Origin of the sequence: Sorangium sp. So ce834 (assembly GCF_051521425.1) — a bacterium.
In the GTDB taxonomy this organism is placed as follows: Bacteria; Myxococcota_A; Polyangia; order Polyangiales; family Polyangiaceae; genus Sorangium; species Sorangium cellulosum_D.
The window spans coordinates 6,428,947-6,445,694 of record NZ_CP150351.1; the positions used below are offsets into that span (position 1 = coordinate 6,428,947).

Annotated in this window: 7 protein-coding genes and 1 pseudogene; 4 read left to right on the top strand and 4 right to left on the bottom strand. The window is 70.2% G+C overall.

Translation table 11 applies throughout. The features are described from left to right. Positions 1-17: 17 nt before the first annotated feature. Positions 18-6,029 (top strand): AAA family ATPase, encoded by a 6,012-nt coding sequence (locus tag WMF20_RS23285; protein ID WP_437616809.1) that lies wholly within the window; start codon positions 18-20, stop codon positions 6,027-6,029. 21 nt (positions 6,030-6,050) lie between these two features. Here the strand turns inward: WMF20_RS23285 and WMF20_RS23290 are convergent, their stop codons facing one another. Next, complete coding sequence (locus tag WMF20_RS23290) at positions 6,051-7,184, bottom strand: acyl-CoA dehydrogenase family protein (protein WP_437616810.1); 1,134 nt, start codon at positions 7,182-7,184, stop codon at positions 6,051-6,053. 543 nt (positions 7,185-7,727) lie between these two features. Here WMF20_RS23290 and WMF20_RS23295 point away from each other — a divergent pair. The 3 genes from WMF20_RS23295 (at position 7,728) to WMF20_RS23305 (ending at position 11,873) form a co-directional block, all read left to right on the top strand. Continuing rightward, positions 7,728-8,852 (top strand): hypothetical protein, encoded by a 1,125-nt coding sequence (locus WMF20_RS23295; protein ID WP_437616811.1) that lies wholly within the window; start codon positions 7,728-7,730, stop codon positions 8,850-8,852. 40 nt (positions 8,853-8,892) lie between these two features. Beyond that, entirely contained in the window at positions 8,893-10,527 is a 1,635-nt protein-coding gene (locus WMF20_RS23300) for an amidase (protein ID WP_437616812.1), read from the top strand. 134 nt (positions 10,528-10,661) lie between these two features. Further along, complete coding sequence (locus WMF20_RS23305) at positions 10,662-11,873, top strand: IS701 family transposase (protein ID WP_437604873.1); 1,212 nt, start codon at positions 10,662-10,664, stop codon at positions 11,871-11,873. Positions 11,874-12,121: 248 nt separating this feature from the next. On the opposite strand, the gene WMF20_RS23310 is transcribed toward WMF20_RS23305, so the two are convergent. The 3 genes and pseudogenes from WMF20_RS23310 to WMF20_RS23320 form a co-directional block, all read right to left on the bottom strand. Beyond that, positions 12,122-14,854: an RICIN domain-containing protein gene (locus WMF20_RS23310; protein ID WP_437616813.1), complete on the bottom strand. Its 2,733-nt coding sequence runs from the start codon at positions 14,852-14,854 to the stop codon at positions 12,122-12,124. 815 nt (positions 14,855-15,669) lie between these two features. Further along, entirely contained in the window at positions 15,670-16,002 is a 333-nt protein-coding gene (locus WMF20_RS23315) for a YnfA family protein (RefSeq protein ID WP_437617159.1), read from the bottom strand. 93 nt (positions 16,003-16,095) lie between these two features. Further along, a pseudogene (locus tag WMF20_RS23320) lies at positions 16,096-16,356 on the bottom strand (RNA polymerase sigma factor); the annotation flags it as partial. Positions 16,357-16,748 lie beyond the last annotated feature (392 nt).

The following is a 16,748-nucleotide window of genomic DNA, read 5'->3' on the forward strand; positions in this document are numbered from 1 at the left end:
AGAGGAGCTGAACCCGGATGGATCTCAGAGACTACGCCGTGGGGGAGGTGCTGCACGAAGGGACCGAGACCCGCGTGTGCCGCGCGGTCCATCGCCCCTCGGGCGACAGGGTGGTGCTCAAGCTCCCTGCGGCGCCCGAGCCGAGCTCGCGCGTGACGGGGCGCCTCCTGCACGAGCATCAGATCCTGACGCAGCTCGGGGCGGTGCCCGGGATACCGCGGGCGCGGGAGCTCCTGGAGCAGGGCGGCACGGTCGGGCTGGCGCTCGAGGACCCCGGCCTCCGGTCGCTGGATCGCGTCCTCGCCGAGCGAGGGCGCTTGCCGGTGGAGGCGGGGCTGAGGCTCGGCGCGCTCCTCGCGCGGGTCCTCGAGGCCGTGCACGCGGCGGGCGTGACGCACAAGGACGTCAAACCCCAAAACGTGCTGGTCGATGCGACGTACTCGCAGGTCAAGCTGCTCGACTTCGGAATCGCCTCGTCGCTGCCGCTGGAGGCGACGGCGGCGAGCATCCCCGAAGGGCTCGAGGGGACGCTCGCGTATATGTCGCCGGAGCAGACGGGCCGCACGGCGCGGGCGATCGACGCGCGCACCGACCTGTACTCGCTCGGCGTGACCCTCTTCGAGGCGCTCTCGGGCCGGCTGCCGTTCACCGACCGCGACCCCCTCTCGCTGGTGCACGCGCACCTGGCCAGAGAGCCGCCCGCCCTCGACGAGGTCGCCCCGGAGGTGCCCGCGGGCCTCGCGGCGATCGCGGGAAGGCTCCTGGCGAAGAACCCCGACCGGCGATACCAGACGGCCCGGGGCGCAGCGGAAGACCTGGAGCGCGCGCTCCACCTGTGGCGCGAGCGCGGCACGGTGGAGCGATTCCCGCTCGGAAGCAGGGATTTCTCGCGCAAGCTGCGGCTGCCCGACGTCCTCGTCGGACGAGAGCGCGAGCGCGAGCTCCTCGGCGCGTGCTTCGGCCGCGCCGCCGAGGGCGCGGCGGAGCTCGTGCTCATCGGCGGTCCGTCCGGCATCGGCAAGACGGCGCTGGTGCGCACCGTCTACGGGGACATCGCGGCCCGAGGGCGCGGCCTCTTGATCTCCGGCAAGCACGACCAGCTCGCGCGGTCGACGCCGTACGCGGCCATGGCGCAGGCGTTCGGGGCGCTCATGCAGCAGTGGCTGGCGAGCCCGAAGCCGGTGCTCAACGCGTGGCAGGCTCGAATCGAGGCCGACGTCGGGGAGAACGCGCGGCTCATCGCCGACGTGGTGCCGGAGCTCGACCGGATCATGGGCAAGCTCGCGCCGGTGCCGCCGGTGCAGGGCGATCAGGTGCTCGCCCGCCAGCGGATCACCTGGCTCGACTTCGTGCGGGCGGTCACGGCGCCGAACGCGCCGCTCGTGATGTTCCTCGACGACATGCAATGGGCCGACAGCGCCACGCTGGAGATCCTGAAGACGCTGCTCACCGACGCGGAGCGCAGAGATCTCCTGGTGATCGCGGCCTACCGCGACAACGAGGCGCCCCCCGAGCACCCGCTGTGGAGGCTCGTCTCGTCGGTGGAAGAGAGCGGAGCGCGGGTGTCGAGGATGTCGGTGCGCCCCCTGTCGGAAGAGCACGTGCAGGCGTGGGCGGCGCGGGCGCTCGACGGCGAGGCGACGCGGGTCGAGCCGCTCGCGCGGGTGCTATGGCACAAGACCCGAGGAAACCCGTTCTTCATGGAGCAGCTGCTGCTCTCGCTGCACAAGCAGGGCAAGGTGGTCCGTGACCCAGAGAGCGGCGCGTGGCGCTGGGATCGAAAGGAGCTGGCGCAGGCGCAGATCACCGACAACGTCGTGGCCTTCCTGACGGACAAGGTGCTCGAGATGCCCGAGGCGACCCAGCAGCTCCTCGGGCTCGCGGCGTGCGCGGGGCACACGTTCCACCTCCACGATCTGGAGCGGCTCAGCGGGTGGGAGCGCGCCCGGGTGACCGGGGCGCTGTGGCCCGCGCTGCAGGAGGAGCTCCTCGTGCCGGTCGACGGAGCCTACCGGACCGCGCAGGCGCTGGGGCAGAGCGGAGAGGGCGCGCTGGACGCGGAATACCGCTTCTTGCACGACCGCGTGCAACAGGCGAGCTACGAGCGCGCCTCGCCGGAGCAGCGCGTCCTGGCGCACCTGGAGATCGGCCGGCGGCTCTGGGCGCGGCACCGGGCGCAGGGCGGCACACCGCAGCAGCTCCTGGAGCTCGTGCGGCACCTGAACCTGGGCTCGGCGCGGATGGACGCCGCGGACGAGCGCGAGTCGCTCGCGCGCCTGAACCTCGAGGCCGCGCGCGCCGCGAAGGCGGCGAGCTCGCACCGGCTCCTCGCCAGCCTCGCCGAGGCGGGGCAGGCCTTGCTCGGCGACGACGCGTGGCGCGAGCACCCCGCGCTGTCGGCAGAGCTCGCGCTGGAGCGCCTCGAGGCCGCCTTTCTGATGCGGGAGTTCGACGACGTCGAGGCGCGGTCCGTGCGGCTGCTCGCGATGCCCTTGCCGGCGCTCGCCAGGCTCTCGGTGCACGAGCTCCGCGTCCGCTGCATCCAGGCAGCAGGCCAGTTCGCGCGCGGGGTGGAGCTGGGGCTCGCCGCGCTCGCGGAGCAGGACGTCGTGTTTCCGGACACCGACGACGCCCGCCGCGCCGCGCTCCTCGAGGAGTCCGCCGAGCTGGATCGATGGTTCGAGGGCGATGCGGAGGCGTTCGACCGGATGCCCTCCGATCCATCGCCGGCGCACGTGCTCGTCGACGCGCTGACGATGCACCTGATGGTCTGCGCGGCGATCGGCGGCCAGCCGATCCTGTCCGCGCTCGTGATCGTCCGCGCCGTGCTCCGCGTGCGGCGGCAGGGCGTGCTCACGCCGGTCTCCCCCTTCATCATCGTCTGTTTCGCCAACGTCTGGTCGCTCACCACCGGGCTCTATCGTCGCGCCGCGAGCTGGGTCGGGCCTGGCGTGCGCGCGGCCGAGCGCGTGGCGTCCCCCTTCCTGGCAGAGTGCCTGTCCTTCGAGGGCCAGTACACGGCCTACGCCCGCCCCGCGGACGAGATGGCGCCCATCTTCGAGCGGACCTGCGCGACCGGCCTGAAGGTCGGCTCGTTCCAGGGGGCGAGCTGGGGGCTCGAGGGCGACCTGTTCTATTACCGGGTGTGGCGCGGCCAGCCGCTCGGCCAGATCGAGGCGCACCGCGCGGCCCGCTGGGGGCTGATGCAGCGCGCGGGGACCGCGCTCGGGACCCACTATTTCGAGGCGGCCGCCTCGTGGTGCGGCCTCCTGTCGACCGCGGACGGCGCGGCGAGGCTCCGCTCGGAAGAGCCGTTTGCACGAGGGTCCCGCTCCCTCCTGGCCGACGGGGACGTGATGGCGGCCGAGCTCGCGCGCATCCTCGAGGCCCACCTGTTCCTCGCCGCCGGCGCGTATCCGATGGCGCTCTCGCGGGCTCGGGAGGCCGAGCAGTTCCGCATGTCCATCTTCGGCTTTCCGCCGGTGACCGACGTGCCGCTCTGGCTCGCGCTCGCGGCCGCGAGGTGCTGGCCGGAGGTCACGGACGCGGAGGAGCGGGCCAGGCTCCGCGATCACATCGAGCAAGGCCTCGCGCGCCTCCGGTATTTCGCCGAGGGGAGCGCGGACAACTTCCTGCACAAGCTGCGCCTCCTCGAGGCGGAGCACGCCCGCGTGCACGGCAAGACCGACGAGGCCATGGCCAGGTACGACGAGGCCATCGAGCTCGCGCGCGGGCAGCGCTTCCTGCACATCGAGGCCCTCGCCGCCCAGCTCTCCGCCGAGTTCCACCTGGAGGCGGGCAGGCGCCGCATCGGCGCGCTGTACCTGCGCGAGGCCCGCGACGCCTATCTCCGCTGGGGCGCGCACGCCGTGGTCGCCCACCTGGAGGCGCGGTGGCCCGCCCTGCTGCGCGCGCCGGCCCAGCCCTCGGCCGCGGAGCGCCGCCTCACGACGGGCGTCTCCACGCTGACCACCACCGGCGTCGCCGGCGGCGCGCAGCTCGACGTGAACACCGCGGTGCGCGCGGCGCGGGCGCTGTCGAGCGAGCTCGACCCCGAGCGGGTCGTCGGCCGGCTGATGGAGCTCGTGCTGGAGAGCGCCGGGGCGCAGCGCGGCGCGCTCTTGCTGGGCGAAGGCGAGGAGCTCTCGGTGGTGGCGCGGCTCTCGGTGCACGGAGGCCGGATCGAGACGGGCCTGTCCGAGCCGCTCTCGCAGAGCGCGGATGTCGCGAGGACGGTCGTGAACTACGTCGCGCGCACGAGCGAGCCGGTCGTGGCCGACGACGCCCGCGCCGACGCGCGCTTCGCGGCCGATCCGTACCTCGCCGCGCACCCCGTCCTCTCGCTCCTCTCGCTGCCGCTCTCGCATCGAGGGCGCCTCCTCGGCGTGCTCTACCTCGAGCACCGCGAGGTCCCCGCGGCGTTCCCCGAGCGGCGGGTCGAGCTCCTGTCGATGCTCGCCGCGCAGGCCGCGATCGCCGTGGAGAACGCCCTCCTCTACCGGGACCTCGAGGCCAAGATCAAGGAGCGCACCGCCGAGCTCCGCGTCGCCAAGGAGGCGGCGGAGCGCGCCAGCCAGGCCAAGAGCGACTTCCTCTCCAGCATGAGCCACGAGCTGCGCACGCCGCTCAACGGGATCATCGGCTACGCGCAGATCCTCGAGCGGACGCCCGAGCTCCCGCCGGCGTGGCGGGATGGGCTGAGCGTCATCCAGAAATCGAGCCTGCACCTGCTCTCGCTCATCAACGACCTGCTGCAGCTGGCCAAGATCGAGGCGGGCAAGATGGACGCCGTCGTGACGGTGGTCCGGTTGCCTGCGCTGGTGCAGATGGTCGTCGACCTGTGCCGGGTGCGCGCCGAGGCCAAGGGGATCGCGTTCACCCACGAGCTGCGCGGCCCAGCGCTCGAGGCCGTCCGCGCCGACGAGAAGCGGCTGACGCAGGTGCTCTTGAACCTCCTCGGCAATGCCATCAAGTTCACCGAGCGCGGCGGCGTGCTCTTCCGGGTCGAGGTGCTGGAGGAGAGCGTCCCTGCGGGGCGGATGGTGCGCTTCCGCGTCGAGGACACCGGTCCTGGGATCGCCGCGGAGCACCTGTCGCGCATCTTCGAGCCCTTCGAGCAGGTGGGCGAGCAGGGCGCGAGGAGCGAGGGCACCGGGCTCGGCCTGGCCATCACGAAGAAGCTCGTGGAGCAGCTCGGCGGGGCGATCGAGGTGCAGAGCGAGGTCGGCGCGGGCAGCGCGTTCACCGTGACGCTCCCGCTCGCCGAGGCGCGGCCGGCGGACCAGGCGGCGAGCCCGGGCGAGGCCCTGAGGTGGGACGCGATCGTCGGCTATCGGGGGGAGCGCCGCACGATCCTCATCGTCGACGACAACCCCCAGAATCGCGCGGTGGTGCGCGGGCTCCTCGGCCCGCTCGGCTTCGAGCTGTGCGAAGCCGACGGCGGCGAAGCGGCGCTGCGCATGGCCGCCCAGCGCGCGCCGGCGCTCATCCTGATGGACGTGTACATGCGGGGCATGGACGGCTGCGAGGCCACGCGCCGCCTCAAGCGCATGCCCGAGCTCCGGGGCGTCGTCATCCTGGCCTCGTCGGCGAGCGTCTCCGAGGCCGAGCAGCAGAAGTGCGCCGCTGCCGGCTGCGATGACTTCCTCCCCAAGCCCGTCCAGGCGAGCGCGCTCCTCGACAAGATATCGCGCCTCCTGGGCATCGAGTGGCTCCGCCGCGACGAGGCGCCCGCGCAGGGCTCGCCGGCCGAGCGGACCACGGACGGCGACGGCGGGCGCCTCACGCCGCCCTCGGCCGAAGACCTGGCCACGCTGTCGGCGCTCGCGAGCAAGGGGCTCGTCCACAGGATCCTGGACGAGGCGGAGCGGCTCAGGCTGCACGATCCGCGGCTCACGCCCTGGATCGAGCAGCTCACGGCGCTCGCGCGCGGCTACCAGACCCGGAAGCTGCGGGAGTTCGTCGGCGCGTACGCAGCGGGGGGCGCGGACCACGTCGACGGTCGCGCGGCTCCCCAGGAACCGGCGTAGCGCGCCGGGCGGGCCCCGCCCTCACGGCCGCGCGCCGTCCGTCGCCCCGCGGCCCCGGCCGAGCAGCCGCTGCACCGTCTCCGCCTGCAGATCGCGCGTCTGGGCCGTGAGCGAGTAGAGCATCGCCTCGCGGAAGAGGCGCTGCGCGGCGTGGTCGAGGCGGTTCGCGCTGCCGCCGGTCGCGGCGACCGCCGCGTGCGCGGCGCGGACGCCCAGCTCGACGCACCAGGCGCGGGCGCGGACCGCGTGCTCGGCGTAGCCCTCCGCCTCCGGCCGGTCCGCCCATGCGTCCACCTCGGCGCGGGCGGCCTCCCGCTCGTCCTCGAGCGCCCGCGCGGCGCCGGCCAGCTGCGCGTCGCCGCGGCGCTCGGCCAGCGACGCGAGCAGGGCGGCGGCGGCGCCGGCCGCGCCCAGGGACAGCGCCGCCGGCGTCAGCAGGCCCGCCACGTCGCGAGCGGCCTGCTGCTCGCGTGTCACGGTGGCGATCACCTGCTCGGGGCCGACGCGCAGCGCGCGCAGCGTCAGCGACACCGTGGCCGAGGCGTTCATCGCGCTGAGGCGGAGCGGCGGCGACGGCTCGATGGAGTCGCCGGCCGAGAGCGGCGTCAGCACGTACATCAGGCGGCCGTCGGGGAGCGTACCGGCGATGACCGCGTCGTCGGCGATCCCGTGGCCGGTCAACCACGGCACGGTGCCGTGGAGGCGAACGTTGTCGCCGTCGGGCTCGATCCGGACCATCGGCGGGCCCGGGCGGCGGACGTGGGAGAAGCCCACGGTGCAGAGGCGCTCGCCGGAGGCCAGGCGAGGCAGGGCGCGCTCCTTGAGCGCCTCGTTGTCGCCGCGCGCGATGAGCGCGCACGCGGCCGTGGTGTGCTGCATCTGGACGAACGCGGTCACCCCGCAGGCGCCGGCGAGGATCTCCAGGACCTCCCGCGCGACCTGCGCGGGCGCCCCGAGGCCGCCGTAGCGCGCGGGCGTCGCGATCCCGAGGAGACCGGCGTCCGCGAGCGCGCGGAGGTGCTCGCGGGGGACGCTATCGGCCTGATCCGTGGCGTTCGCCGCCGGCGCGAGCACGAGCGCCGCGAGCTCTCGGGCGCGCTCGACCAGCGCGATCGCGTCGGCCCCGGCGGGCGGCGTGGGCGATGCGGGGGACATGCGACGGCAGTGTAGGCTGCGGCTGCGCCCCCGGAACCCGACGCGGGCCGCGGTCGGCCCTGGAAGCGGCGTAAGCAATTGAAATAATTAACTTATTAGCGCTAAACGCGGGGCGCCCTCGCGCGCGTTTCGACCAGGCGGGCGGCCAGCGTCCCGCCGCGGGGCGGCGTCGGGTTTCATTTCGATTCTCCCGGCCCCTCTCGGCAGCCTACGGGCTGAATTCAATTCTCCCCGGCCCCTCTCGGCCCCATCTGCGTAGAGATGGCGAGCACGCGCTCCGACCGTTCCTCTCGCGTCGATTTCTTTCACCCGCACCACCCGCGCGCAACTCTTCGTCTGACGCGCCGCGCAGGCCGATAGCCCTGTTCGTGTCGCTGCTGATATTCAACTCCGACCGGTAGAGAAAGGGACAGCGCTCACGCCGGAGCTGTCGCGCCGGGGGGCTGGCGCGGCGGGGTCGAGGCCCCTGTTACGCCTGCGGGCCGAGGGCTTCCTTACTCTTTCAGACCTCCGACCCGTCGCGGGAATGATAGTCTGTGGATCATGACAAGACTTCGTTTCGTGACTCGCTTCTGCGCCGCGCTCGCAGCCTTCTGGTTGCCCGTCATCGCTTGTTCGGCGAGCGGCGACGGCAACGGCAACACCACGAGAAATGGCGAAGGCGGGCAGAGCGCGACCGGCGCCGGCGCCGGGAGCAGCAGCAGCAGCGGCGGCGACGACTTTGGCGGCGACATCGGGCTGACGAGCTCGGGTCCGGGCGGCGGGCCGCCGGCTGACGCCGGGCATCAGACGACCTGCGATGACGAGGGCAACTGCACCTGCATCAACATCGCGTCGATCGGCCATGAAGGCGTCTGGGGCCCGTGCAGCAGCGACAGCACCACGGCGCTTCAGAACTGGCTCAACACGCAGAGCACGGCCCAGGTCGACAACTACAACAGGGAGAAGCCCACGCTCACGCCGGAGTTCCTCGCCAAGTACGACGTGATCCTCCTCCAGTGGATGGTGACGAAGGGCGCGCAGAACGACGACGGGCAGCCCTGGCAGTTCACGCCTGACGAGGTGAAGGCGCTCGAGGACTGGGTCAACGGCGGAGGTGGTCTCATCGCGCTGAGCGGCTATCAGTGCAATGGACAGGGGTGCATGATCCACGACGTCACGGCGACCAACCAGCTGCTTTCATTCGCGGACATCCAGTTCAACGCCGACGGCGTGCTCGATCCTGCGCGGACCGGCTGCCCGAACTGCAACTGCTGGGGCGGCCCCGTGCCGCTCGGCGGCTCCCTCCCCGGGAGCGTGGGCACCTGGAACCAGGACACGCCGATCGGCAAGGACATCCGGAGCGTCGGCGCATACATCGCGCGCTCGATCAAATCGACGACAGCGACCGTCGACTGCACCGACGGCACGAACAACTTCGCGGTGCACAAGGAGGTCGGCAAGGGTCACGTCGTCGCCTATGGCGACGAGTGGGTGACCTATTCGGGCCAGTGGCTCGGGACGGCGGCGTGCCTCAATCCCCAGATGTACATGGACCCGAACAGCCCCTGCTACGAGCGATCGGCGTCGCAGGTCTTCCAGATCTCGCAGTTCTGGTACAACGCGATCAAATACGCGGCGTCGTCGGTCGAGTGTTTCACGATCGAGGATCCGGCCATCATCAATTGACGCCGAACCTGCGTCTCGAAGCGAGAGCGAGCGATTCTTCATGAAGAAGCACAAACGTCCAGGCGGCGAGCGGATCGCCGCCATGTTGCTTGGGGTCGTCCTGGGGGCCCCTGGCGCCGCCGACGCGGCGGCGGGCCCCGTCCGCGCCCACCACATCGACGTGACCGAACTCACGATCTCGAAGATTCGGAAGGCGTACAGGAGCAGGCGTTACACGGCAGAGGCGCTGACCCAGGCCTACCTCGACAGGATCGAGCAGTACGAGCCGTCCTACAACGCCTTCACCTTCTTGAACCCGGGCGCGCTCGAAGCGGCGCGCGCGATCGACAGGAAGCGGCGGAACGGCGAGCCGCTCGGCCCGCTGGCGGGGATCCCCGTGGTCATCAAGGAATCGATGGACGTCGTCGGACTGCCGTCGACGGCGGGCTGGGCGCCCATCAGCTCCGAGGCAGGCGGCGTCGATCTGTTCCCGATCGAGAACGCCGTCGTCGTCGAGCGGCTGATTCGAGCGGGCGCCATCATCCTCGGGAAGACCAACATCCCGGCCTTCAGCGACGACGGGACCCGGGCCAACAGCAGCTGGGCAGGTCCCACGTACAACGCCGTCGACAGGGACCTTTCGCCCGGCGCGAGCAGCAGCGGGACCGCCACGGCGGTGGCCGCCAGCTTCGCGGTGCTGGGCCTCGCGGAGGAGACGGGGGGCTCGATCCAGAACCCCGCGGCGGCGCAGAGCCTCGTCGGCGTCAAGCCGACGTTCGCCCTGGTCCCCACGGCGGGCATCGTGCCGCTGGCCGCCAGCACGAGGGACGTCGCAGGGCCGATCGCGAAGACGGTGCTCGACGCCGCCCTGGTGATGGACGTGCTCGCCGGCTACAGCCCGGAGGACCCCAAGACGAGCGCCTCCGATGGCCGGCTGCCCCCGCACGGGTACACGAGCGAGCTTAGCAAGACCGCCCTCTGCGGGAAGCGGATCGGGCTGTACGGCCCGGGCTTTCGCCTCAGTGCCCTGTCGCCGGAGACGCAGGATCTCTACGCGCGCGCCACCCTGGAGCTCGAGCGCCAGGGCGCGACGGTCGTCGACGATCCGTTCGCCGGCAGCGGCTTCGCCGAGCTGGCCTTGCCCGGCGAGCCCTACGACATGCGAGGAACGGAGTCGCTCGCCCATGACTTTCAGCGATATCTCGAGGGATTGACGTTCGACGGGGGCGTGGTCGGCTCGATCGACGAGCTCTCGCTCATCGCGGGGGTATCTCCGTTTCAAGAGGACGGCGGCCCGCTGTTCTGGTACGTCGAGAAGCTCCCCGTCCTCGCGGATTCGCTGCTTCACCCGGAGGCTCCGCCAGATCTATCGAGCTTCTGGGCCCTTCGGGGCCAGTACCTGAGCGTCTTCGACGCCGTGATGGCCGAGCACGATCTGGATGCCCTGGCGTTTCCGCAGACCTACGAGGTGAACCCGGAGCTCTTCAGCACGGACACCTACGCGGCGACCACGGAGTCGGCGATCAACATCGCCGGTTTGCCCGGGGTGGTCGTGCCTGCTGGCCAGTACGAGAACGGGGCCCCCTTCGGCTTGATCTTCGTCGGCCCCCTCTGGAGCGAGCCCCGCCTGCTGGGGTATGCTTATGACTACGAGCAGGCCACCCGGCACAGGGTCGAGCCCGAGCTGACGCTCTAGCACCACTGTGTCGCGACCGGGCGGGGTGAGCCGACGCTCCCCGCAGGAATCTCCCGGAAGGCTGGAGCCTTTCTGCGGACCGGAGCTTGCCGCCCTGCAGGGGCGACACAGCCTGATGTGTCGTGGAGTACACAATGAACGCCGCCGCCCAGCGGCGGCTGGACGCCTACTTCTCGGACATCGGGGACATCCTTGCCCATCCGCTGCGGCGCGAGTCGTTCGCGATCTATGCGATGGGGCTGCTCGGCGAGGCGGAACGCAAGAGCATTGAGCCGCTCGCTGCCCGAGCCTGCCCCGACCCGGCGCGCGTGCAGGCGGCGCACCAGAGCCTGCAGCATTTCATCTCGAACGCGCACTGGGACGATCACGCCGTGCGCCGGTACGCGGCCCGCTACGCCATCGCGGCGATGGCTGAGCACGCTCCGGTCTCGGCGTGGCTCATCGACGACACGGGCTTTTTGAAGAAGGGCGAGCACTCGGTGGGGGTTCAACGGCAGTACACCGGCTCCGCCGGCAAGATCACCAACTGCCAGATCGGCCTCAGCCTGAGCGTGGCGACGCGCTACCACCACGTGCCCATCGATTTCGAGCTGTACCTGCCTCGGAGCTGGGCCGAGGATCCGGCGCGACGGCGCGAAGCCCGCATACCTGCGTCCGTGCAGTACAAGAGCAAGGTCGACTTGGCGCTCGGCATGATCGAGCGCGCCGTGCGCGAAGGGATCCCCGGTGACATCGTGCTCGCCGACGCCCTCTACGGCAACGCCCATGAGTTCCGGGAGACGGTGCGCCTGCTGGGGTTCGACTACGCCGTGGGGATCGAAGCGCCCACCAAAGTCCTGCTGCTCAGCGGAAGCGACTCCGAGCGCTGCACCCCGATGAGCGTGGGCGAGCTGGGGCGACGTCTCGGCCGTCGGGGCTTTCGGCGGATTGCCTGGCGCGAAGGGACCGGACGCACGCTCTCGTCGCGCTTCGCGCTGCGGCGCGTGCGCGTAGCGAGCCGCGATGGCATTCCGGTCGCGCAGCACGAGCCGGTCTGGCTGCTGATCGAATGGCTCGACGGAGAACGTCAGCCGACGAAGTTTGCCCTCACGACACTGCCGGCCCGGATGTCCCGGAGGGAGATCGTGCGCCTCTACAAGGAGCGCTACCGTACCGAGAAGGTCTACGAGGAGCTGAAGGGCGAGCTCGGCCTGGATCACTTCGAAGGCCGGCGCTTTCCCGGCTGGCACCACCATGTGACCGTCGCCCTCAGCTGCTACGCGTTCGTTGTCGCCGAACGCGCGCGGCATTTTCCCCCCTCGGCCGAACGAACGCGTTTCCCCACGCCGTTCCCACTCGCGGCCTGAGCGCCATGTTAGCGACTCCTTCGCCACCTGCCGTCTTGCCATCGCCCGCGTGCTGACCCGCTGGCTGCCCCGGTGTCCCAGCTGCCACCGTCGACACGCCGAGGTCCCCAGGCTCCAGTCCCTCCGGCTGTGACACAGTGGTGCTAGCTCCGCCCGCCCGAAGTCCTGCCAGGGATGCAGCGGGGGCGGGCTGGGCCCTGCCGGACGAGCCTCCGGGCGGCGGCCGTCCGACAGAGCCTGGCGCTACGTCAGTTGGAGCGGGTCGGCGCGTACTTGTAGAAGTTCTGCGCCCACTCGATGGTCCAGATCGTCGGCTCCACGTACACGTTCTTGTCCGCGCCGAGGACCATCTCGCTCTTGATCTTCGCCATCGCCGCGAGGAAGACGCGGCGGTCGTCCTCCATGCGCGACCGCATGACGCTCGAGGGCGGGTACAGCTCCTTGACCTGCGACACGACCGCCGTGTCGTTGATCCACCCGTCGACCCCGTGCTCGCCCTTCGGCAGGCGCTCGCCGCCGGCGTCCAGCCAGTCGCGCAGATCGTTGTTGCCGCGGTTCATGCCGTCCGCGTGGCAGCCGATGCAGGAGCTGCCGGTGTTCAGGCGGCGATCCTGGGTGGCGAAGCCCACGTTGCTGTTGATCTGCGCGTCCGTCGCGTTCCGCTGGATGCGCGGATCACGCACGATGTTGACGAAGGCGTCCACGCGGCGCTGGTTGAAGCCGCCCCACAGCGAGTACCCCTGCAGGCCGTTCGGCAGATCCCAGATGACCTCCTCCGCCGACTGCTGCAGCCCGTCGGTCCCGGTGTAGTAGCGGCAGTTCACGTAGCCGCCGCCCGCGTAGCTCGGCTGCCCATCGCACCCCGGAGGCTCGGTGCCCTGCGGCTGAGCCAGCGTCGCGATGAAGCTCCAGTTGTTCGCCGAGCCGCCGATGCCGGTCCCGCTGATGAACTTCGGGATCGGGTGCGCCCAGAAGGGGAACCGGATCTGGCCCGTCTCCCACGCCTGCTCGATCGTGTTCACGCCGCCGTCGAGCTGCCCGGTGAAGACGTCCCAGGTCTTCCAGTAGTACCCGCCGCGCCGCGTCTTGGCCCTGAAGTACATGCGGGAGTCGACCGTGATGGCCTGCTTGGTGAGCATGTATTCGTACGACTTCATCCCCTGGTCCTTGATGACGCCGAGCTCGGTCTCGAGGTCGTGCGCATACCAGGGGATCGCCATGATCGCGTTGTAGACGTCCGGACGGGTCAGCGTGTAAACGAGCTGGCTCGCCTCGATGTAATCCGTCTTGAAGCCGTCGACGTAGGGCGGCAGCACGCCGCCGTCCGTCGCGCCCTCCACGTTGCCGGCGAGGACGCGCCCCCAGACCAGCCGCGCGAAGCTCGGATCCACCTGGACGTCCGACGTGTACCGGTACTTCTCCCGGAAGGTGACGTCGGAGCCGACCGGCTCGCCCAGGTAGTTGACGCTGGTCCTCCCGAAGAAGACATCGTCGTCCGACCCGCCGAAGTGGAGCTTCGTGACGCCCTTGTTGTAGCCCCAGTAGCTGCGGGTATCGAAGCGGTAGACGATGCCCTTTCCGTTGATGTCGACCGGGTTCACGATCCTGGGAGCCCAGCGCGCCGTCGAGTTCAGCGCCTTCGACAGGCCGACGCGGGCCACGTTCATCTCCTCCGCCGAGGCGCCCTTGTTGTGGATCTCGTGCAGCGAGGCGTACTTGATGAACTCCGCGTCCGCCGCGGGGATGGTGGCCTTGTCCGTCGCGATCCACGACTTGACCTGGGCCTCGGTGACCTGCTCGCCGGCCGCGACGGGGCGCGGGGTCGTCGGCAGGCTCGGCGCGACGGCGTTGGCCCACGCCGTGACGGCGGCGAGCATCTGCGTGTTCGCGTCCCTGCAGCTCGAGCCGAAGCAGTTGTGCCGGTCGATGCCCATCCGGACGACGAGCTTGGAGTCCGCCGGCTTCTTGAAGTTCACGCGCGTGAGCGCGTACTCGTGGGCCAGCGCCGGATCGACGTCGGAGTGGAGGGGCGCCTGGGCCTTGCCCGTCGAGCTGTGGCAGCCCGAGCAGTTGGTCTGCAGCAGCGGATAGACCGTCGTCTTGAAGGCTTCCAGCGACGCGGCCATGTTGAAGTTCATCTCTTTCGGGATGCAGACGGGCTCGACGTTGACGCCGCCCTTGCCGTTCGGGAGCTGGCTGTAGCCGAGCCCGCAGCCGGACGCCGGGGCGACGCCGAGGTCGCCCGAGCCGCCGGTGCCGCCGCCGCCGGTCCCCCCGGCACCCCCGGAGCCGCCCGCGCCGCCTGCGCCGCCTGCGCCCCCAGCGCCGCCCGCGCCGCCGGTCCCCGTGGTCGACGAGCTCGACGAGCTCGACGAGCTCGCGGAGCTGGAGGAGCTCGACGTCGTCGTCGAGCTCGAGGAGCCCCCCACCGACTTGAGCGAGAACTTCTGGTTATCTCCGTTGGCCCAGCCCCACTGCTGGAGGCTCGCGCCGTCCGACGTCGACCGCCCCATGACGTCGAGCACCTTGTTGCTGGCGCGGTTCGTGAGCCGCTGGGCGGTCGAGGAGACGTCCGAGATAGAAAATTGCTGGCTCGTGGCGTTGCCGCAGCTGGACTGGACGATGGTGGCGCCGTTCGACGTCGACGAGCCGTTGACCCCGAGGCAGAGTCCGCTCTTCACGTTGCGCAGCCGGTAGTAGTTGCTCCCCGCAGACTCCACCCGAAACTGCTGGCTCGTGTCGCCGCTGCGGCACGAGGCGATCTGCGCGGCCGCCGAGCTCGCCGTGCTCCCGCCGCGGATCTCCACGCACTTGTTGCTCTGCACGCCGACCAGCGTGTAGGCCGCGCTCGGGTCGATCGTGAGGCCCTCGTCGAGCGCGCCGCCTTCCTCGTCCTCGTAGTCCTCCGCCAGGCCGACGCAGGACACGGCGAGAAGGCCCGTCGCGGCGGCAAGCAAGAGTTGCCTGGATGCGAATCTCATGTGATTCTCCTAATTATGTTAACCAGGTAAAAAGCAAATCTGTCTGCAGCTCGACGCTGCCCTTCGTTGATCGGGTGCGCTCGCCGCGCGGTGAAGGCTGCCGAGGTACTGCCGCGGTTGCCCTCCGGTGAATCTCGCTCTCGAGGTCCACGGAGCGAGTGGGCTCGGTCCGTGTTCGGTCAGGCACTGCGACGAGGATAGTTATTGTTTCATGTTGGCTAGCCCGTCAAGCCGAACCTGCGTTTCGCGGCGTTTTGCGAGCCGACGTGACTATTCCGAAGTCACAACAACCGCATCTTTTAGGTGATGTTGGGTAGCGCAATATCCGACATCAACCGAAGCTCAAACGGGCTCTACCGCCCGTGAGATTGAACTGCTTGAGCCTCGTTCGAAATGAGAACGTTAACGCGGCCAAATGGATCCGCCAGCGACCAGGTCGTCGCGTGCCCCAGCGGCTTCAGAAATCCAGGCTAGCTGGTCCTCCGGCGCGGTGGCTGGACGGCGAGGATACGAGCCCTCCGAGGAATGCCGAGGCGATCGGGACGTCTGGAGAAGAATTTTTACGCGGCGGCGCCAGGGCGCGCAGAGCACCGCGAGACAAGAAATTTCGAAATTCGCTGGTGTTCTTGCGCCCTTGGCACCCTCGACGGATTGATCCAGGCCTTTGCGGCAGGGTCCGCCGAGCGCCGCGCCGGCGATGGCGGCGGGCGTGTAGAGGCGGCATCAGGCGATGCGTATGGGCACCGTGGATGGGCACATCGAGGCACGACTCGCCAGTGCCCATGACCGCCGCGCCGACAAGGCAGATGGCGGGCTTATCGACTCCGCGCGCCGAGAACGATGATGGCCATGCCCGCAATGGTCACGGCGCCGCCGAGGATGTCCCAGCGCGTCGGGCGCTGCCCCTCGATCACCCAGAGCCAGAGCAGCGAAACCAGCACGTAGATGCCGCCGTACGCCGCGTAGGTGCGGCCAGCGCCGGTCGGATGAAGGGTGAGCAGCCAGGCGAACGCTACGAGGCTCGCCGACGCCGGCAGGAGCAGGAGCGCGGATTTCCCCTGTCGGAGCCAGAGATAGGGCAAATAGCAGCCGACGATCTCGGCGAGCGCCGTGATGACGAACAATCCGCGGGCTCGCAGGAGAGTCACGCAACAGCCTCGCTCGTCACAGCCGCACTCTGAGCAGGACCGCGCCGACGTCGTCCCGCAGTGTTCCTTCAGGCGATCCCTCAACGCTCTTCGAGCGCGGTGCAGTCGCACCATCGCGTTGCCCGGCGTCACACCGAGGTCGGCCGCAACGTCCTTGACAGCCATGCCGTCGACGATGACGCGCTTCAAGATGAGCGCATCGTCGGGCTTCAATCGTTCCGCCTGAACGAGCACGCACCAGCAGTCGACGTCTTCCTCTTCAACGGACGCCAGCTCGAGCTCATCGACCGGGAGCACCGCGTCGTGTTTCTTGCGCAGTTCGTCGTGGAGGACGTTGCGTGCGACCCGCCCCACCCACGCCGCCGCCCGGCGGGATCACGCACCTGGTCGCTGCGGAGAAGCGCTCGCTCGAAGGCACGCTGGAGCACCTCCTCGGCGTCGACCGCTGCCTTGGCCCTGCGCCGCACGCTCTCCAACAACTCGCCGCGCTGGGTCGCGAGGGCTTCGCGCACGGCGTGAGCCGCTCGGGTCGGCTTGTCTGGGGTCATAGGCACCTCGGATTCTGCTCCCGACGGGCTCTTCTCTCAACTCTTCCGGAAAATTTTCGTCGCGACGAGAGGCGCCAGCGGTTTCAGTTGCCGTCACGGCTCAGCTCGCAGCGTCCGCGTAAGGTTGGAGGGGTCGAGCCGTCGATCCTTGCGAGGAGGCCGCGATGGGAATGATCAAGGAGGCTAGCTGCGACCACT

What these genes read in the sequence shown, in the direction of transcription:
- WMF20_RS23285 (WP_437616809.1), top strand. Translation starts at nt 18, where the DNA reads ATGGATCTCAGAGACTACGCCGTGGGGGAGGTGCTGCACGAAGGGACC.
- WMF20_RS23290 (WP_437616810.1), bottom strand. Translation starts at nt 7,184, where the DNA reads ATGTCCCCCGCATCGCCCACGCCGCCCGCCGGGGCCGACGCGATCGCG.
- WMF20_RS23295 (WP_437616811.1), top strand. Translation starts at nt 7,728, where the DNA reads ATGACAAGACTTCGTTTCGTGACTCGCTTCTGCGCCGCGCTCGCAGCC.
- WMF20_RS23300 (WP_437616812.1), top strand. Translation starts at nt 8,893, where the DNA reads ATGAAGAAGCACAAACGTCCAGGCGGCGAGCGGATCGCCGCCATGTTG.
- WMF20_RS23305 (WP_437604873.1), top strand. Translation starts at nt 10,662, where the DNA reads ATGAACGCCGCCGCCCAGCGGCGGCTGGACGCCTACTTCTCGGACATC.
- WMF20_RS23310 (WP_437616813.1), bottom strand. Translation starts at nt 14,854, where the DNA reads ATGAGATTCGCATCCAGGCAACTCTTGCTTGCCGCCGCGACGGGCCTT.